The organism is Qipengyuania pacifica, assembly GCF_019711555.1.
GTDB lineage: Bacteria > Pseudomonadota > Alphaproteobacteria > Sphingomonadales > Sphingomonadaceae > Qipengyuania > Qipengyuania pacifica.
In genome coordinates, this window is the sequence record NZ_JAIGNQ010000002.1 from 52,499 (window position 1) to 70,708 (window position 18,210).

At 57.9% G+C, this 18,210-nt stretch carries 15 protein-coding genes; 8 read left to right on the top strand and 7 right to left on the bottom strand.

Annotated elements, in window-relative coordinates; translation table 11 throughout:
• Positions 1-62 precede the first annotated feature (62 nt).
• The 3 genes from K3177_RS05565 to K3177_RS05575 form a co-directional block, all read right to left on the bottom strand.
• A complete protein-coding gene (locus K3177_RS05565) occupies positions 63-281 on the bottom strand; it encodes a hypothetical protein (RefSeq protein WP_221597505.1) in 219 nt (72 codons plus the stop codon).
• A 671-nt stretch (positions 282-952) separates the two neighbouring features.
• Positions 953-2,626 (bottom strand): hypothetical protein, encoded by a 1,674-nt coding sequence (locus tag K3177_RS05570; RefSeq protein WP_221597506.1) that lies wholly within the window; start codon positions 2,624-2,626, stop codon positions 953-955.
• On the bottom strand, positions 2,623-3,741 hold the full coding sequence (locus K3177_RS05575; protein WP_247714311.1) for a glycosyltransferase family 2 protein: 1,119 nt from the start codon (positions 3,739-3,741) through the stop codon (positions 2,623-2,625). The genes K3177_RS05570 and K3177_RS05575 overlap by 4 nt, the downstream gene beginning before the upstream one ends.
• A gap of 131 nt (positions 3,742-3,872) precedes the next feature.
• Between K3177_RS05575 and K3177_RS05580 the strand changes: the two genes are divergently transcribed.
• The 3 genes from K3177_RS05580 to K3177_RS05590 are packed head-to-tail and all read left to right on the top strand — an operon-like array spanning position 3,873 to position 5,634.
• Positions 3,873-4,628, top strand: a complete 756-nt coding sequence (locus K3177_RS05580; RefSeq protein ID WP_221597507.1) for a methyltransferase domain-containing protein — start codon at positions 3,873-3,875, stop codon at positions 4,626-4,628.
• Positions 4,625-5,029: a DMT family transporter gene (locus K3177_RS05585; protein WP_221597508.1), complete on the top strand. Its 405-nt coding sequence runs from the start codon at positions 4,625-4,627 to the stop codon at positions 5,027-5,029. The genes K3177_RS05580 and K3177_RS05585 overlap by 4 nt, the downstream gene beginning before the upstream one ends.
• Positions 5,026-5,634 carry a class I SAM-dependent methyltransferase gene (locus tag K3177_RS05590; RefSeq protein ID WP_221597509.1) on the top strand — a complete coding sequence of 203 codons (609 nt, stop codon included), beginning with the start codon at positions 5,026-5,028 and terminating at the stop codon, positions 5,632-5,634. The genes K3177_RS05585 and K3177_RS05590 overlap by 4 nt, the downstream gene beginning before the upstream one ends.
• A gap of 620 nt (positions 5,635-6,254) precedes the next feature.
• Here the strand turns inward: K3177_RS05590 and K3177_RS05595 are convergent.
• Positions 6,255-6,617 carry a hypothetical protein gene (locus K3177_RS05595; protein WP_221597510.1) on the bottom strand — a complete coding sequence of 121 codons (363 nt, stop codon included), beginning with the start codon at positions 6,615-6,617 and terminating at the stop codon, positions 6,255-6,257.
• 1,374 nt (positions 6,618-7,991) lie between these two features.
• Positions 7,992-9,062 carry an AI-2E family transporter gene (locus tag K3177_RS05600; protein WP_247714349.1) on the bottom strand — a complete coding sequence of 357 codons (1,071 nt, stop codon included), beginning with the start codon at positions 9,060-9,062 and terminating at the stop codon, positions 7,992-7,994.
• Between the two features lie 307 nt (positions 9,063-9,369).
• Between K3177_RS05600 and K3177_RS15435 the strand changes: the two genes are divergently transcribed.
• On the top strand, positions 9,370-9,492 hold the full coding sequence (locus K3177_RS15435) for a hypothetical protein (protein WP_255407927.1): 123 nt from the start codon (positions 9,370-9,372) through the stop codon (positions 9,490-9,492).
• A gap of 4 nt (positions 9,493-9,496) precedes the next feature.
• Here K3177_RS15435 and K3177_RS05605 read toward each other — a convergent pair whose 3' ends face one another.
• Positions 9,497-11,506 carry a TonB-dependent receptor plug domain-containing protein gene (locus K3177_RS05605; protein WP_221597512.1) on the bottom strand — a complete coding sequence of 670 codons (2,010 nt, stop codon included), beginning with the start codon at positions 11,504-11,506 and terminating at the stop codon, positions 9,497-9,499.
• 103 nt (positions 11,507-11,609) lie between these two features.
• Between K3177_RS05605 and acs the strand changes: the two genes are divergently transcribed.
• From acs to K3177_RS05625, 4 genes are read left to right on the top strand one after another with little or no spacing between them, the layout of a single operon-like run.
• Entirely contained in the window at positions 11,610-13,559 is a 1,950-nt protein-coding gene (acs, locus tag K3177_RS05610) for an acetate--CoA ligase (RefSeq protein ID WP_221597513.1), read from the top strand.
• A gap of 28 nt (positions 13,560-13,587) precedes the next feature.
• Positions 13,588-14,823, top strand: coding sequence for a sensor domain-containing diguanylate cyclase (locus K3177_RS05615; protein ID WP_221597514.1), 1,236 nt, complete (start codon positions 13,588-13,590; stop codon positions 14,821-14,823).
• Between the two features lie 39 nt (positions 14,824-14,862).
• On the top strand, positions 14,863-15,336 hold the full coding sequence (locus tag K3177_RS05620; protein WP_221597515.1) for a low molecular weight protein-tyrosine-phosphatase: 474 nt from the start codon (positions 14,863-14,865) through the stop codon (positions 15,334-15,336).
• Positions 15,323-16,129: a fructosamine kinase family protein gene (locus K3177_RS05625; RefSeq protein WP_221597516.1), complete on the top strand. Its 807-nt coding sequence runs from the start codon at positions 15,323-15,325 to the stop codon at positions 16,127-16,129. Before K3177_RS05620 ends, K3177_RS05625 begins: the two co-directional genes overlap by 14 nt.
• On the opposite strand, the gene recG is transcribed toward K3177_RS05625, so the two are convergent.
• Positions 16,126-18,189: an ATP-dependent DNA helicase RecG gene (recG, locus tag K3177_RS05630; RefSeq protein ID WP_221597517.1), complete on the bottom strand. Its 2,064-nt coding sequence runs from the start codon at positions 18,187-18,189 to the stop codon at positions 16,126-16,128. The genes K3177_RS05625 and recG overlap by 4 nt on opposite strands.
• Positions 18,190-18,210: the final 21 nt, after the last annotated feature.

The following is an 18,210-nucleotide window of genomic DNA, read 5'->3' on the forward strand; positions in this document are numbered from 1 at the left end:
GAGCTCATCCGCCTTGGTTTCTCGATTACGTCGGCGCTCATGGCAAGGAAGGCCACACCGCTTTATTTCCCGAACTTTATCTTTTCAAGAACAAGCGAGGCGGCGCGCAATTCTACGATCATGCCAGGCGACACATGGTCCAGTGGATTTTCGATCGAATGGGCGTGGAAGTGAACGATAAGGGCAGACGGCCCGATATTGAATCCACTGGCGCCCTTGGCTCGTCGTTCTGCGAGGTCGACGGTTTGAATGAAATACTCCGTGCCGATATGATAGGCCACGTGCAGTCCGGCACAAATGCTAAACGCTATTCTAAGTTGATCAAAAACTGAAAGACTTGACGTAGTGCTCTTGCCCCTCCCCCCATCTGCCTGCTTCCGATTGAAGCGCGCTCAAGGGTCGCGTCAGCCCGTCATCGGCGCTTAATATCTGATTTAGGCGTTCCTAACAGCGCGAGCTGAGTTCAAGGCAGCCAAACCATTGCATGAGTACTTAAACACTCAGACAAGCCGACGATTCTAGTTGTACTGCCCGCGCGTAATCCGTTGTCCCAATTACTTGCTCAAATGTGCTTAAGGACGGGACGCGAGCAGGCTGCCTTGGTCATAAGAACTTTGCACGGCTCGGAGCAACAAGGTGCCGCCACTCTCATGAGGCCGGATCACCGGAAGTCCGCGGGTAGCATGCATCCGCTGCATCAGCCGCTCCGCTGCGCTTACCGTTCCTCCCAGCTTTGTTGAAAGGGAGAACCAGCATGCGTAATCATAGCACTCACGCGGGGGGCTTCCCGTCACTCGACACTGGTGAATCCACGCGAAAGCCGCTCTACTCTGTTCTTGACCCACGCGGGCGGCATTTCTCTAATTGCTTCTACAATGCCAAGACAGCCCGGTTTACTCAGCTTGGATAAGGCCGATGCTCTCCGACTTTATTCGCAATCGGTCCCTACCCCTCAGGTCTGCGCCAGCATGTTCAAAGTTGTGCGAGAGACTGCACAAATTGGCCCAGACTTCGCAGCCACTTTCCTAAGCCGCTCATCGAGATGATGGCACCCCAAGACAATCCCGTCCGAATTCCGGCTGCGCAGATAGGCGACCGGGTCTTTGAGGTTACCGTTCCACACCGAAAGAACACCGAGCCGGTGAAGCGGCATCCTACTGTCGTGCAGGGCGAAATAGGTCATTTCATCGACCAGCACACGGTTCAAGCGTCGGTCGCTGGGGATTCCGGCACGTTGCATGGCCGAGGCGATCGATCGCCTCACTTCAGCATAATTGCCAATCGATACGGAAAAAGGCTGGTCGTCAATATATCCGGCCTGCCCGATCTGCGCAAACATTGGCGGGCCGAAGCTGGCCAAGATTACTACCTGGCTCGTCAGCGCGGTGGGCATCAGCAGTACTGCGAAACGCTGCAGCCATTTGATGGCTCCGTTCCAAGGCACGCTTGGCAAAGTTAGTGACAGGATCATCGCAAGTACCAGTGAAGGCAGTACGTGAGCGGCTTCGTACACGTTACGGTTAAGCTGGCTCACACCCCAAACCGTCACCGCACCGAGCAAGGAAGTTGCCATTACTAGGCGGGGTTCCGCCAGGGCAGTCCAAGACTTGATCCTGATAGAGTGGCCGAGTGTGCACAGTGTGCTGCCGATGGCAAATGTCCAGAAAATAAGCAGGATAACGGCGAAAACAGTCGAAACCGCGGGCTGGATCAGACCCGGCGTTAGCCAATGAGACATTGGATTCGCCGTAGGCACCGCCAGCATGACGTAGTTCAACGGGTTAAGCCCGCTTGCCAGCGTATTCGTGACATCGATAAAATCATGCTGCGCGAATAAAGTCGATACGATGTTTTCTCTGCCATACATGGCCGCCAGCCGCTCATCGTCGGGGCACCTCATCCGCCCGGTCCAATACGCCGCAGAGCACATTGCCAGAGCCGCCAGCGCAAGAATACCGATCATCCGCGGCGCGATCGTGGCCCTGCCACGCGCGCACACCAAGATCGCCGCAAACCCAACCGATGCATAAAGTACGCCTTTCATGTGATAGCTTTGCGCAATCACGCTAAGTGCGAGGATACCCATTACCTTGAGCGCCGCCATTTTGGGACCGGTTGCTTGCGGTGGACGGGAAAAAACGAGCAGCAGCATTAAAATCGTACTCAGCATTATTGGCTGTTCCGGGCGGCTGAGCGTCAGTAAGAACGGAAGCGTGCCGAGGCCGAGCAACCCGAACGCTGCGACGCCAAGCAGAAGCCTACGTTTCTTATCCGCTTCTAATTTGCTCAAAAGAAGCCACAACAAGCCAGCCCAAGCCAACGCGCAAGCGACCCCAGCCATGCGCACATAAACGGGTGCGGCAAATGCGCTGTTGGTTGCTACGCTGAACCAGCGTACCGGCATGATGAACCACGGTGGTTTTGCGATTGTATTTAGGCCACATACATCACTGAAAAGACCGTCAAACGCATCAATCCCGGCGCGTTCTAAGAATCGCCAGCCGGTTTCGTCAGAATAGACTGGCACAAGCATTCCCGCCGTCAGCGACAGCAGGAAACCTACGATGACTATGCACAGGAAGCGATGCGGCGTCTCGCTTCGTCGTAGACCATCTGGCGATGTCATGTGCGACAATTCAAAGCGTCTGGTGGCGCAACGATGCCGAGACCTTCCACCCGGCGCCCGGCACTCATACGCGGCTTCCCAACCATCTCACTCACGATATACAGCGGCCGGTTTTTCGCTTGGTTGTATATGCGCCCGATATATTCGCCGATAACGCCCAGCACGAACATCTGCACCGACCCCATAACCAGGCTGACTATCATCAGCGATGTCCATCCCTCGACCGCGCGCCCCCCAAACCATCCGGTCAAAGCATAGCCGATGAGGATCACCGCAACTATCGAGAGCGCCAGACCGGCATAGCTCGCCATGCGCAGCGGCGCGACCGAGAAGCCGGTAAGCGCATCGATTGCCAAGCGGCACATCTTCATGAATGGGTACTTGGTCGTGCCCGCCAGCCGCTCGTCTCGCGCGTAGCTATAGGCCACTTGGCGGAAGCCAATCCAGGCCACCATCCCTCGAATGAAGCGCGATTGTTCGGGCATCGATTGCAGCACATCGAGCGCGCGGCGTGTCATGAGCCGGAAATCACCAGTGTCGAGAGGGATTTCGACACCGTCAGACATACGTGCGAGCAGACGATAGAACACTTTTGCCATCGTGCGCTTCATAGCAGTCTCGCCCTGCCGGTGTGAACGCACGCCGTACACAACGTCAGCTTCTTCTTCCCGCAACCTGCCAATCATGGCCCCCAGCAGTTCCGGCGGATCCTGCAAGTCGGCATCGATAATTAAAATCAGTTCCCCCCGGCACTGGTCCAGCCCAGCCGACAGGGCAATCTGATGGCCATGGTTGCGCGACAGCCGAACGGCGCATACACGAGAGTCAGTTTCGCCCAGCGCACGAATAATTCGCCAGGTGTGGTCCCGCGAGCCATCATCGACCAAGACGATTTCGAAGTCTTCGCCAACCGCGGCTCGCGCTGCCCCGCAAAGACGGTCGTACAGCGCATTTATGCAATCTTCTTCGTTGTAGCATGGCACGACGATCGAGAGCTGGACCGGCTCCTGCAAGGAAAGCCGGAATGCTGTCTCGCGACGGTACTCAGTGAGAAACTCATCTGTGTTGGGACCGCATGCTCGAGAGAGCGGCTGCCCGAAGCTCATGTCGTTCATCATGACCCCATAGAATTGTGTCCTCTGTTCGCTAGCTTTCAATGGTTAACAATTGCCTGAGATGCCGTTCGCTAAACTGAAAATTAACTTTGATGTCAGATGAGTTCGGTCGGCCAAAACGGAGCTTTGCGATGTACCATGTCTATTCCTCCGAGTTCTACGATTATATCAACGCAGGCTCGCGGCGATCAGCCCGCGCATTCATCCCGCTGCTGCATGGCGCACTGCCAATCGGTAGCCTGCTCGATGTAGGGGCGGGTGTTGGCGCGTGGGCTTCCGAGTGGCTGGCCAGCGGTGTCGCCGACATTGTAGCGGTGGATGGATCCTATGCACCGAGGGATGCATTGTTGATCCCAGCAGACAAGTTCGTGCCGCATGACCTCTCCACTCCGCTCCGCCTTGGGCGGCGCTTCGATTTGGTGCAGTCGCTCGAAGTGGCTGAACATCTAGCCAAAGCCGATGCGGATTGCTTGGTGGATACCCTCGCAGCCCATGGCGACGTGATCCTGTTCTCGGCTGCGGTACCGGGTCAGGGTGGAGAGCATCACGTCAACGAGCAACCGCTGGATTACTGGCGGCAGAAGTTCGCCGCGCGCGGATATTTCGCTTATGACTGGTTAAGGCCGCAGTTGGCCGAGAATGCTGACGTGCAGCGCTGGTATCGCTACAACAGCATTATCTACGCAAACGCTGCCGGAAAGGAACGGCTCGCGGAGGATGTTCTGGCAGCGTGCGTGGCCAATGACGAGCCGCTGCGCGATTATGGATCGATCAGCTGGCGGCTGCGCCGCGCAGCTATCACTAGCATGCCGATCTGGCTGGTAACCTATCTCGCCAGCAAGAACGCCGATCGCAAGGCTCGTGCAATCCGGCGGTGTGCAGCGTGAGCGGTTCTGCCATAAACGGTTTGGACGCACTCGGCCCCCTGCCTACGTCCGAAAGCATCGGCGCGGCGGTGTTCGTGGCGCTGATCGCGGGATCGCTGTGTGCTGCAGCAGGCACTTTGCTCCTGAAACTGGGTGCGAGTGGCAGTGTAGCGCTGCTGGACTTCGTCAATGGCCGGATGATCGGCGGACTTTTATTATATGGATTTGGCAGTGCGTCTTGGATTTATGCGATGTCGCGCGCGCCGCTCAGCCTGGTCTATCCATTTACTGCGCTTACATTCGTGCTGGTAATGCTGGCTGGGATTTTGCTGCTGAACGAGGAAGCCACTCTGGCGATGTTGGGCGGATCGGCGTTAATTTTGGCTGGCATCGGCTGGATCATCGTAGGAGCGATTTCATGATCGCCCTAGCTCGCCGGGTCCTTGCAATTCCGGCTCTGTTCAACGCGTACCAGGCCGCTGTGGGCGCAAATCATGCCAAATCCGTTTTCGTGAACGAATGGATTCGTCCAATACAAGGCGACTGCTTGCTCGACATCGGCTGCGGCACCGGCGCAATCATTCCATTCTTGCCCACAGATACGCATGTGACCGGGGTCGACATCAACGCCGCTTATGTCGCCACCGCGCGAAAAAGTCACGGAAAACGCGCCCGCTTTATTTTGGGTGACGCTTCCGACCCATCTGTCGATCTCGGAGAGAATTACGATGTCGCATATGCATTCGGGGTTCTGCATCATATCCCAGACCTGCTCGCCAGCAGCTTGATTTCTGGGGCCATAAAACGTTTGCGGCCTGGGGGCCGTTTTGTGTCTATAGATCCCACGCTGGTCTTGGGACAGGGTGCTGTTTCGCGCTACATCGTCAAGAGCGACCGAGGCCAGCACGTCAGAAGCCCGGAGCAGATCAGGGCGGTATTCGGCGCGACTGATCCAACGCTGACGGTGCGAACCGATCTGCTGCGCATCCCGTTTGCCCAAGTCGTAGCGGTGGCGATTAAAGGCTAATTATTTCAAACCCCGTGTGTGAGTTGAGGCGGTTCGGAGACGATCATTGCGCACGAGACCTTGGCTCGACGCGTGCCAGTGGACGAAGTGCATGGGACCATGACAACGCTCGTCAGCTTAAAGGAAACATCCACCTCCAACGATGCTCAAGATCATAACGCTTTACTTGGGATCTCGGATTGCTTCTCCCCTGTAAGGCGTTACTTTCCGATTGCGACCGGATCTGATGCATCATGGAGCAATATTGCCCGTTATCCGTCGACCCTGCGATCAACAATGTTTTAACGGGCTACTTCGCCTTGGCGATTCGGCAAGTTGAATGGAGCTAGCACAATCCTAGCCCACGTTAGAAATCCCAGGTTGAGGCGTCGGAGCCTACGCTGAATTTTGCTCGATCTTGTATAGTTTTGGTCGGGATGAGCGTGGACATGCTCATTAAAAGTCGACGTCGATATCAAGGCTTGTTGGCACGTGAGCAGCAAAAACGTTCTACCGTCCACCCTTGTTGAACGTTGACTAACACGCAGGCGGTGCCGAAGGGGCTTCGATATCCAACAAACTTCTTCGATTTGTTGCAATGTGGAGCGATCAAAGTATGCACTGGGCACATACACATAAGCCTACACAAGGGGAGGACGGTTGTTTGAAGCCCGCGAAAATCTGGGGTTTCGACCGAGAGCTATTCTGGGGTCGAATCTTTCCCCGACCATGATGACGCACTGGAAACGGTGGTTTTTTTTCGCATACAGCATTTGTTGATCGCGCCTCCACACCGACTCGACTCCCTTGGCTTTTGCGTCGAACGCGCAGACGACGACCAACAACCTCTTTACCAAGCTCCACGGCAAAGGAAAAACGGCAATATGTAGCCGACGCACCAAATACCCGCAACCAATCACCGCTTTAAGCATGCGGGCGAATTCGCCGGACAGATCGACGCTCTGCAGGATCAATTTCGGCAAGCCTTCATCGACATGGGCCACATAGACGCGTTCCTGAAGATGTTCGTTCCGAATATACAGCTTGACGAGATAATGCCTAAGCCGCTCCCGCCACATCATGAGACTTTTAAAAGACTGGGAACGCGGGTGATCCTAACCATGCTGCGAAGGAGGGGCTTATTGACGCGAAAGCGATCATTCTGCGCCTCATGACCGAGCGAGACCTTAACTTGAACGAAAGCAACTTACAGAAGGCCATGCAAAAACGCATTGGTGCGGCTCTGCGCAATTTACGGGAGCGGACGCTGGGGCAGCGTGAGCCGAGTAAGCGCAGGTTGCTGTCGTGGGCCATAACTCACTCAGAAAAGACCAACTGCAGTTCGTCCAGCAAAACGTCATTGGCTTTTTTAAGATACGCCTTGTCGCGCCGCTTATAGTAGGTGAGCATTTACGAGTGGCCTGTATCAGCGCACCAAATTTCAAGCTTATTGTTATTCGAACCATACGTGAGAGCAAGGCCAAGACGACGTGATGCGTCACGACACTGCACGCTATCAGCGGCCTCGCTAGCAATCATGCTGCTACAGCCTCGGCAAAAAATAGAATACTATACCGATTTTCTGGCATCTTTGAAGTGCGCCTTCGAGAAGCCGTGAGGGTCGTCGCGCGACGAACTTTACTAATTTCAGCCTTTAAATAATTCTGCATAAATGGCGCGATTGCGTCGATCATCACATCTGGCTCTTCATTCTCTTCCAAAATGATGTGTAAGCCAGTCGACGTTTCTCTAGTGACGTCCTTGCGTCGTCCATTTGTCGCCCTATAAGGTCAGATGGAATAGTGTCCGTGTGCGTCTCGTTCATCTTTCATTTCCCAAAACCTTGACTTTCTCCAAGCTAGCGCGAGGCAAACAACGATGCAGCGTTAATCGCTGATTCCCGCTACCAAAGCCGAAAATCAGCAACGAAAGGTCGAGAGCAATATTGCCATTGCGGGCCTCAAGCATTTCACCGCCCTCCCTCATCAGTTCGCTTTTGCCCTCGGTCGCATTCGTGTGGGACAAAAGCCAAAAGTAAAGCGGTAGAATAACCTCCTGAATAAAAAGGGAGGCGCTGCACGTCACCCAAGATGGGCACGCTATCGTAGCAGTTACGTGCCCCATCCCACTCTCCTTTTAGTGTCGGCACATGACACAGCGCGGTTGGATCATCAAAGATTACAGCCGCCCTCATGAACGGGGTTCTGCAATCTGTTTGGCGCGCCTGCTACATAATGCTGGGAAAAAAGACGAGTAGGGTGACCACTGAGTACGGTTAAATGGGCGTTACGCTTATCACTGAAGTGCCGATAACGCAGAGTCCTCTCCCTTTTCACCAGTCAAGCCGTCGAGACAACCCAATGCCGTGAAGGTTGCGATTATCCAGACGCTCGGGGTTCGACCCATAGCGTCTTGATCGTCATCCATAGCACCACGGTCAAAGGGCCACCCAGCAAGAGGCCGGGCAAACCAAACAAAACTCCGAAAATCAGCAGGCAAAATAATGTGACTGCTGGAGGGATCTCGACTGCAAATTTCATGGCCAGAGGAGCGACAGCGTTGCCCTCGATCTGCTGCCAAACGATAAAGAAACCGATGGTCCACAACGCTGTATCGATACCAACGGTACCTGCTATCAGAACTGCAGGTATTGCGCCCAAGACCGGCCCCAGCAGTGGCACGAACTCGAATAACCCGGCCAAGATAGCCAGCGCCAGTGCGGACGGCACGCCAAGCAGTGTCAGTCCGATATAGACGACCAGGAAGGTTGCGAGCATGGAAATGAGCTGGGCCAGCAACCAGTCGCGTAAGGCCTTTCCCGTTTTGCGGCTGGCTGCGTCTACACGATCACGCGCACGTTGCGGAAGGAGCCTGATGGCGCCTTTATGATAGGTTTTGGGATTGATGGCGATATAGACCCCGCCCAATACCGCGACCACCAAACCGGATAGCGCGTCTGTCAGCGCCCCGAACATGGTTTGCACCATTGAGGCCAGGCTTGTGCCGTCAGGCGCGAAATCGTCGATCACGCTTTCAACCCGGTCGGGGCCTGCCCAGTCGACAAAATTCTCCCAAGCTGGGGGAAGCGTGTCGCCGAGTTGGGACAATTGGGTGGATATCTGGCGACCGAACAACAACGCCGCGCCAATAAGCACCGACGCAATCAGAATGCCGACCAGCAGACGCGAAACGCCTTCCGGCACGGGTGCCAGCTTCCGCAACGCGTTTCCAAAGGCGTCGAGTACAACGGCAACCACTACCGCTGCGAAGATTAGCAGAAGAACGCTTTGCAACTGCCAGATCAGCAGAGCGCAAACTACCAATGCTATGGCTATCAGAACACGGAGGGAAAATTGCGCAAAGCTGCCGGTCACGGGAAGCTCACGAGACGGTCGAAAGGCATTTTCATTTACTCCCAGGACAAGCTCCGATCGGCCGCCCGGAAGCATCAACCAATAGGCGCAACGCCAGGTCCCTATTAAATGGATTATTCCCAAGGCGCTTGCACTCTGGCATTCGCAGCATTCACGCTTTCAATGAAATACGACGGGCCGTTGGAGCGCTTTCATTGCAACGTGCCGGGATAACAAGGAAATTGCCGGGGCTCGAGAGTAAATCTGTTGCCCTTTGATCGACTTCGGCTTGGCTCCCTCATGACTTCATCCCAACCCCTTCATTGCGCAGCAAGCCTGCTTGCGCGATAGGAGGTTGTCGCCCTTTGCGACCGGTCTGAAAACTATATCGGGATTTCCTCAAATGCGCCGCGCAACCATTGCTGCTCTTTTCATGGCCACCATCGTTCTGGGTGGCTGCAACACCGTTCGCGGGGTGGGCGATGATTTGAAATCGGTCGCCAACACGGTCGACGATGCCACCTGATCGCTCAAAAGCCGTAGCGGAGACCGCCCCATATCGTGCGCGGGGCACCCAGGTCGATCGAACCGCCCTGATTGCGAGTGACGATTGTTTCGCCCGTAAGGTTTTCTCCGCGGAGAACCAGGCTTAGCTTGCCCATGATCGGCACCTGCGCAAAGGCGTCGAGCGTCGTTGCAGCAGGTAACCTATCTATTTCCAGATCGTCTTCGAACTGTGTGCTAACGTGACCGACGGTTGCCGACACGATCCAGTCGATCGCGGGGTGGTATGCGAGTGTCGCGCGCCCCGCAAAGCGCGGTGTCTGGGCAGGTCGGTTACCGTCTAGTGCTGCGGCAAAGCCCGACCCGCGAGTTTCGGCGTCCGTCCATGAGATAGAGGTATTCAGGCTGAGCTTGCCCAGATCTGCCTTCGCTCCGGCCTCGATACCACGAGCACGGATCGCATCAATATTCTGACGTTCGCGAAGGTTAGTATCAATCGTCACATTGGCTATCGCGTTCTTTACGCGGTTGTCGAATGCGGTGAGGGATAGTGACAGGGTTTCGGTCGGCGTTACGTCCAATCCGGCCTCGAACCCTTCCAGTCTCTCATTCCGCAAACCGGCGTTGGCCTGGGTGACGACGGGGAAGACGACGAACGGGCGGTAAAGCTCATTAAGCGTAGGCAGACGAAGGCCGGAGTATGCTGCGGCTCGGAGGGCTAGTGTGTTGGATGGCCGGAGGAGTAATCCCCCACGAAAAGAGGCATCCCATCCGGCCCTGTCGGCGAAGGTTTCGGCGGCGACGGGCAGTCCATTGGCGTCACGCTCGCTGAAGAAACCATCGCGGATCGACCAGCGATCAAGCCTCGCGCCGCCAGTCAGGGTCAGGGCACCAAGCGTCCAGTCATTCTCGATGAAGAGGCCAAGATCGCTGTTTGTGCCGCCAGCATTACGCCGCGCCGTGACCGCGCCGGAAAACGCGCTGATCGCCGTTTCGAACAATTCGCCATCCGATCGGCGATAGTCGACACCCAACCGCAGCACATTGTCTTCTCCGGTCGGCGGGCGCAGTTCGAATTTTCCGCCAAGACCGGTCGACGGAGTATTTCGCTGATCCAGTACCGGAGCGAAACTGCTCGAGCTGATCACGACATTCGTGAAATTGCGTGCCTGGACATAAGCCAGCGCATCGAATTGCCATCGGCCGCGACCGATCAGCCGGAGGCTTGCATCCTGGCCTTCGATCGTGCTGTCGGCGCCTTCAAATCGCAACGTCCGAGCATCACGGTAAGCAAGGCCGCGAAATTGAAGCTCGACATCGTTTGTGAGGGGCGCAACGCCGCGCAATTGGGTCGACCAGCTATCGAAGGCAGCGCGCGCCGATTGCGGCACACGATCATCTGCGGGCGTTGTGAAGAAGCCCTTCCCACGATCCCAGCGGCCCGACACCACGGCAAACCCAGCGCCCAAGCGCGAACCGATGCTCGCAGAGCTTTCCGTCTCCCCGCGATCATTGACCAGTATTTGACCGGCGACGCCGTCCAGTGCCACGATCCCGGCGCTTTCCAGTTCGATCGTTCCCGCAAGCGCCCCTGCACCGAAGGGCCCCGATCCCCCGCCCCGCGTGACGCGGATCTGCGAAAGACGCTCCGGCGCAAGCGCGCTGAAAGGAACATAGCCGAAAAAGGGATCGCTCATCGGCACACCGTCGAGCAGGATGAGCGCCCGACTGGTCGCATTGCCGCCCAGAGCACGCAGTGTCACGCCTTGGGCGGACGCATTCGCGGAACGACTGTCCGAACGGCGGAACTGCTGGAACCCCGCAACAGACGAAAGGGCATCCTCAATCCGCCCCGACGGCACGGAAAGCAACTGGTCGCGATCGATTTCCTGCGTGTCGTAAGCTGGAGCAGCAGGTGTCGCTTCCAGCCCCGTGCCGGTCACAATGATTACAGGCTCATCGGTCTGCGCGAATGTGGGGGTCGCGGCGGCGACCGCGATCAGGCTGGCAGCCAGCGAATATCGAAAAATGACCATCGCGGTCGCCCTAACGCCAGGTCTGGGGAATTGCGAGTGTCTGCAAGGCGTTTGCACTGAGCAAACGAATGCCTAGAGATATGTCGAAGAGGAGACCTGATGCATGACGGAAGCTGGCAAGAAATCTGAATGGGTCAAGCGCCCCGCTACTGCCACCGAAGGCGCGAATTGTACGCTGGAAGAATACCAGTCACTCTATGCGCGAAGCATCGAGGATACGGATGCTTTCTGGCGCGGGCAGGCGGAGCGGATTGATTGGTTCAGCAAGCCCGAGGTCATTGGCAACTGGTCCTTCGATCCGGTTTCCATCAAGTGGTTCGAGGACGGTGTTCTCAACATCTGTCACAATGCCGTCGATCGGCATGTCGAGGCGGGCAATGGCGAGCGCATCGCATTGATTTTCGAGCCCGATGCTCCCGATGGAGAGGTGCGCCGGATCACCTTTGCCGAACTTCAGGCAGAGGTTGTTCGAATGGCCAACACCTTGAAAAAGATGGGCGTTTCCAAAGGCGACCGGGTAACCATCTATATGCCCATGGTGCCCGAAGGCGCCTTTGCCATGCTGGCATGTGCGCGGATCGGGGCGATCCATTCGGTGATTTTCGGCGGCTTCAGCCCCGACGCCATCGCGGGCCGCGTGGAGGATTGTGCGAGCGACTGGATGATCACCGCGGACGAAGGACTGCGCGGCGGCAAGCGGATTCCGCTGAAAAGCAATGTCGATCGAGCGTTTGAAAAGGTGCCGAACAGGGGTGTTCTGGTCATCAGACACACGGGCGGTTCGGTGAGCATGACGGAAGGCCGCGATCACTGGTACCACGAGCTTTCGGCCGATGTGGCGGATGAATGTCCATGCGAGCCGATGAATGCGGAAGATCCGCTGTTCATTCTTTATACGTCAGGTTCGACAGGCAAGCCCAAGGGCGTTCTGCATACCACCGGCGGATATGCCGTCTGGACCGAAACAACCTTCCGTTACATCTTCGATTATCGCGAAGGCGAGGTCTTCTGGTGCACTGCCGATATCGGCTGGGTCACCGGGCACAGCTACATCGTCTACGGTCCGCTGCTGAATGGGGCGACCGCCCTGATGTTCGAAGGCGTTCCGAACTATCCAGATCACGACCGCTTCTGGGCCGTATGCGAAAAGCACAAGGTCAACATCTTCTACACTGCCCCAACCGCTATCCGCGCGCTGATGCGCGAGGGCGACACTCATGTAACGAAGCACGACCTGTCATCGCTCCGTTTGCTGGGCAGCGTGGGCGAGCCGATCAATCCCGAGGCGTGGCGCTGGTATTACGAGACTGTCGGCGGGGGGAAACTGCCGATCGTAGACACCTGGTGGCAGACCGAAACCGGTGGCTGCATGATCACCACCCTGCCCGGCGCGCACGACATGAAACCAGGCAGCGCGGGAAGGCCTTTCTTCGGTGTTTGCCCGCAACTGGTCGACAATGAAGGCCATGTCCTGGACGGTGCGACAGAGGGCAATCTGTGCATCACCAGAAGCTGGCCCGGTCAGGCGCGCACGGTCTACGGCGATCACGAGCGCTTCATCCAGACCTATTTCAGCACTTACAAGGGCAAGTACTTCACGGGTGACGGCTGCCGCCGCGACGAGGACGGATATTACTGGATCACAGGCCGCGTCGACGATGTCATCAACGTATCGGGCCATCGCATGGGTACGGCCGAAGTTGAAAGCGCGCTGGTTCTGCATCCGAAGGTCAGCGAGGCAGCCGTGGTCGGCTTCCCTCACGATATCAAGGGCCAGGGCATCTATTGTTATGTCACGCTCAACGCCGGAGAAGAGCCGGGTGATGAACTGTCGGCAGAATTGCGCACACATGTTCGCGAAGAAATCGGCCCGATTGCGACACCGGATCACATCCATTTCACCCCCGCCCTTCCCAAGACGCGGAGCGGGAAGATCATGCGGCGCATTCTTCGCAAGATTGCCGAAGACGATTTCACATCACTGGGCGACACATCGACACTGGCCGATCCCGGCGTAGTCGACGAACTTATCGAGGGAAGAAAGAACCGTTAGCAGACCTTAGCTCTAAGTTAACCACGCGATGGCATTGAAGGCGGATGCACAGGAACGCCGCCAGATGTGGATAGCGAGACTTCTGGCGCGCCCTTCCCGCCAGTTCGAATGGCGCAGCTATTTTCTGTTCGGCTGCGCCATTCTGCTGGCCGTGCTGCTGGCCGGCGCAAGCTTTAACGCGCATCGTTCATCACAGGATCTGTCCGCCGTGCGCGAGCGACAGGTTCATTCGCTCGACGTTCTGCTGGCGGCAGACGAACTGCGGATGGCGGCACTTCAGCAGGTGCGCGGCGAACGCGGGTTTCTGCTTACCGGTGATGCGAGTTTACTCGATCCCTTTGTCGAAGGTCGCAATGCGGCGGGCAAGAGCTTTGCCCGCCTGATCGAACTTACGGCCGACAATCCGGAACAGCAGCAACGGCTGCTGGATATGCGCGACGAGTTCGGCGCATTCAACGCGGTTCTCGACGCCGTGATCGCGCAGCAGAAAAGCGGACGGCGCGAAGATGCAATCTTCTACATTCAGCGCGGAAACGACAAGGATGCGCTCGAAGCGGTCTTGCGCGAAATCGACGCGCTCGTAGATGCCGAACGGGCGCTGCTGATCGAGCGCAGCGAACTGGCCGACTTGCGAGCGGTATCGAACGAGCGCCTTCAGTATGTGCTGGCGAGCATCGGGGTGCTGTTCCTGCTACTTACAGCCGTGACGATCCTGTTTCTCCGCCGCTCGCTTGCCAGGGGACGCGGACTGGAAAACGAATTGGAGCGGGTGTCTGCGACGGACGCCCTCACCTCCCTCCCCAATCGACAGAAATTTACCGATGCGCTCGCCCGCGCGATTTCGGTGGCCGAAACCAATCCCAAACAAAAATTCGCCCTAGCGATATTCGATGTCGATCATTTCAAGCGCATCAACGACCGCTGTGGCCATGAGGCCGGTGATGAAGTCATCAGGGAAGTGGGCAGCCGGGCGATGCAGGCCCTGCGGGAGCAGGATTTCGTCGGACGGATCAGCGGCGAAGAATTTGCCGTTCTGCTGCCCGGTGCAGATCTGGAAAAGGCGCATCTGGTTTGCGAGCGGATGCGCGCAGCCATCGCCGGGCGACCGGTTACGTGGGACAATGGGATCATCCCGTTCACAGCCAGTTTCGGTGTGGCGGAATTTCGCACCGGCGACGATATCGACCACATCATGGTGCGGGCAGACACCGCCCTTTACGAAGCAAAAGTCGGCGGCAGGAACCAGGTTCGCCTGGCCGCCTGACACTTGCACGGGAATACAATTGCCGCGTAGGCAGTGGCCATGACCAAACAGCGCGTGCTCTTCGTCTGCCTCGGCAATATCTGCCGCTCTCCCCTCGCCGAAGCGGCTTTTCGCAAAGCTGCGAGCGAAGCCGGACTGGACGCCGAGGTCGATAGCGCCGGCACAGCGGATTATCATGTCGATGAAATGCCCGACCCCCGCAGTATCGAGGAAGCGCAGCGCCATGGCATCGATATTTCCAGCTATCGCGGCCGACAACTGAAGCCGGCTGATTTCCATGAGTTCGACTGGATCCTGGGCATGGACCGATCGAACATGACGAACATCTCCAATGTAGATCCTGGCGACGGCAAAGCGCAGGTATTCATGCTCATGGATATCGTGCCCGGACAGGAAGGTCGCGAAGTCGCCGATCCCTGGTATGGCGGCGAAGACAATTTCCGTGCGACATGGGACGATGTGTCGATGGCCGCCAAGGTGCTGGTCGCGAAAATGACCGATGACCGCGCTTGAAGATGCGGCAAAAACAATATTCGGTGCCAGCCCGACGGCGATAGAAACTCTCGCTGGCGGGGACATATCCGGTGCCAGCAGGATCGCGTTTGCCGACGGTTTTTCCTGCGTTGCCAAGCAGGGTCCATTGATCGATCGCGAGGCGCGAATGCTGGAAGCTTTCCAGCGACTGGATGCGCCGTCAGCCGCAGTGGTGGGAACAGTCGATGATTGGCTGTTCCTCCAGGATCTCGGGCAAGCTCGACCATTTTCATCAGCCACTTGGTCAGCGCTTGCCGAAACGATGGCCCCTTTGCACGGCGCGGGCGGAGGTCGGAAATATGGCTGGGAAGAAGATTACGGCCTGCGCCATATCGTCGTTCAGAACCAACCGCGCGAAAGCTGGGTGGAATTCTGGCGCGATAACCGCCTCCTTTGCCATGTCCCCGAACTCGATCCCGATCTTGGTCGAAGAGTCACTGCACTGGCGGAAAGGCTGGACGATGTGATCCCGGAAAGACCACCCGTGTCACTCGTCCATGGCGATCTGTGGGGCGGGAATATCGTGTGGGACAGGGCCACTGCGTGGCTGATCGATCCTTGTGCCTGTCATGGCGATCGCGAAGTCGATGTTGCCGCGCTGACAGTCTTCGACACGCCTCCTCCGCAATTCTTCGAACAGCTGGACCTGGCGCCGGGGTGGCAGAAGCGACTGCCGGTCTATCGGTTGTGGATGTGGCTGATCCATGTGCGACTGTTCGGTTCCGGTTACCGGGTGGCTGCGGAACGGGATCTCGATCAGCTGGGCTTCTAGCCGCCGCGGAGGGTCTTCACGCCGAAATCACGTTCGAAAAGATACAGCAGCACCCGTGCGGCCTCGCCGCGTTTCCCTTCCAGACCGCCGTCGCGTTCCATCAACAGGCGCGCATCGTCATAGGCCTTGGGCAACAGTTCCGTGATCTGTTCGAGGCTGGCCACGGCGAACGGCGTATCGCCCGATTGCCTTGTGCCGAGCAGTTCGCCACCACCGCGAAGACGCAGATCTTCCTCTGCAAGAAAGAAACCGTCCTGGGATTCGCGCATCAGGGCCAGGCGTTTCTGAGCGGTTTCGGACAGTGTTTCGCCATGAAGCAAGACGCAGAAGGATTTCTCGCTGCCCCGCCCCACCCGGCCCCGAAGCTGGTGGAGCTGGGCAAGGCCGAAGCGTTCGGCCTGTTCGATGACCATCAAAGTGGCATTAGGCACATCGACACCGACTTCGATCACTGTCGTTGCCACGAGTAATTTGGCGTCGCCGCGGGCGAAGCGTTCCATCGCCGCGTCCTTGAGTTCTGCCCCGAGCTGCCCGTGGACCATCACCACGTCGTCGCCGAAACGCTCTTTCAGCGCTGCATAGCGCGCTTCCGCAGCGGCGATTTCTTCCGGGCCGTCCATTTCCCGAACCATCGGGCAGACCCAATAGGCCTGCCGCCCTTCGGCGATCTGCGCGGCGAGCCGATCGACCAGCGCACCGATGCGTGCCTGTCCCATGACAACCGTGTCGATCGCCTGACGTCCAGGCGGCAATTCGTCGAGCTTGCTGACATCCAGTTCGCCATATTGCGCCAATGTCAGCGTGCGGGGGATCGGCGTCGCCGTCATCGCGAGCACATGCGGCGCGCGCCTGCCCTTGCTGGCCAGCATCAGGCGCTGGCCCACCCCAAAACGGTGTTGTTCGTCGATCACAACCATGGCGAGATTGCGATAGCTGACCGCGTCCTGAAAAATCGCGTGGGTACCCACGACGAGGTCGATGCTGCCATCCAGCAGCCCCATCAGCGTAGCTTCGCGCGCCTTCCCCTTGTCGCGCCCGGTCAGCAGCGCGACGCGCGCGCCGGTGGGTTCCGCCATGCGACGAAGGCTCTCGTAATGCTGACGGGCCAGGATTTCGGTTGGGGCGAGCAGCGCCGCCTGGGCGCCCGCCTCCACCGCGATGAGCATGGCTTCGAGAGCCACGATGGTCTTGCCCGCACCGACATCGCCCTGGAGAAGCCGCAGCATCGGTGCTTCTTGCGCCATATCGCCTTCGATTTCGGCGATGGAGCGCCGCTGCGCCCCCGTCAGCGGAAACGGGAGGGCCAGCTTTCCGCGGTAGGTGCCGTTGCCCTGCAGGGGCTGGCCCTTGCGTTTGCGATTGTCGGCCCGAACCAGCATCAGGGCCAGGCTGTTGGCGAGCAGTTCGTCATACGCCAGCCGATCGCGCGCCGGGGCATTTTCGCCTTTGTGGACCAGCACCAGCGCATCGCGCCAGGTGGGCCAGTCTTCCTTGTTCACCTGCGAACTGTCGATCCATTCGGGCAGCTCGGGTGTGCGGGCCAACGACTGGTCGACCAGCCCTGCGATCTTGGGCTGGGTCAGCCCTTCCGACAGGCGATAGACCGGCTCGCACAACCGCTGCAGGGTTTCGCCGTCTTCCTCCACCACATGATCGGGATGAACGATCTGCAGCATGTCGCCAAAGCGTTCCAGCTTGCCCGCGACCCACCGCGTTTCGCCCACCGGCAACTGCTTTTTCGCATTATAGGACGCGCGCCCGAAATAGGTCAGCGCGATCACGTTGCCGATGCCATCCTGCGCCAGCACGCGATAGGGGGCCCGCGGGGAACGGCCGCTGCGATGCTCTGTGACCGACAGTTTCACCACGATCTGCTCGCCTTCGCCCGCATCGTCGACATTGTGCACCGCTCGGCGCGTCACGAACCTTTCGGGAAGGTGGTAATCGAGATCGCGCACCCGCGTAAGGCCAAGCCGGTCCAGTGGTTTCTTCAGCTTGGGTCCAACGCCATCGAGAGTTTCTGTCTCGGCGAAGAGGGGATTGAGAATATCGGGACGCATTGCGGAATGCTATAGCCGCTT

What these genes read in the sequence shown, in the direction of transcription:
- K3177_RS05570 (WP_221597506.1), bottom strand. Translation starts at nt 2,626, where the DNA reads ATGACATCGCCAGATGGTCTACGACGAAGCGAGACGCCGCATCGCTTC.
- K3177_RS05575 (WP_247714311.1), bottom strand. Translation starts at nt 3,741, where the DNA reads ATGAACGACATGAGCTTCGGGCAGCCGCTCTCTCGAGCATGCGGTCCC.
- K3177_RS05580 (WP_221597507.1), top strand. Translation starts at nt 3,873, where the DNA reads ATGTACCATGTCTATTCCTCCGAGTTCTACGATTATATCAACGCAGGC.
- K3177_RS05590 (WP_221597509.1), top strand. Translation starts at nt 5,026, where the DNA reads ATGATCGCCCTAGCTCGCCGGGTCCTTGCAATTCCGGCTCTGTTCAAC.
- K3177_RS05600 (WP_247714349.1), bottom strand. Translation starts at nt 9,062, where the DNA reads ATGCTTCCGGGCGGCCGATCGGAGCTTGTCCTGGGAGTAAATGAAAAT.
- K3177_RS15435 (WP_255407927.1), top strand. Translation starts at nt 9,370, where the DNA reads ATGCGCCGCGCAACCATTGCTGCTCTTTTCATGGCCACCATCGTTCTG.
- K3177_RS05605 (WP_221597512.1), bottom strand. Translation starts at nt 11,506, where the DNA reads ATGGTCATTTTTCGATATTCGCTGGCTGCCAGCCTGATCGCGGTCGCC.
- acs (WP_221597513.1), top strand. Translation starts at nt 11,610, where the DNA reads ATGACGGAAGCTGGCAAGAAATCTGAATGGGTCAAGCGCCCCGCTACT.
- K3177_RS05615 (WP_221597514.1), top strand. Translation starts at nt 13,588, where the DNA reads ATGGCATTGAAGGCGGATGCACAGGAACGCCGCCAGATGTGGATAGCG.
- K3177_RS05620 (WP_221597515.1), top strand. Translation starts at nt 14,863, where the DNA reads ATGACCAAACAGCGCGTGCTCTTCGTCTGCCTCGGCAATATCTGCCGC.
- K3177_RS05625 (WP_221597516.1), top strand. Translation starts at nt 15,323, where the DNA reads ATGACCGCGCTTGAAGATGCGGCAAAAACAATATTCGGTGCCAGCCCG.
- recG (WP_221597517.1), bottom strand. Translation starts at nt 18,189, where the DNA reads ATGCGTCCCGATATTCTCAATCCCCTCTTCGCCGAGACAGAAACTCTC.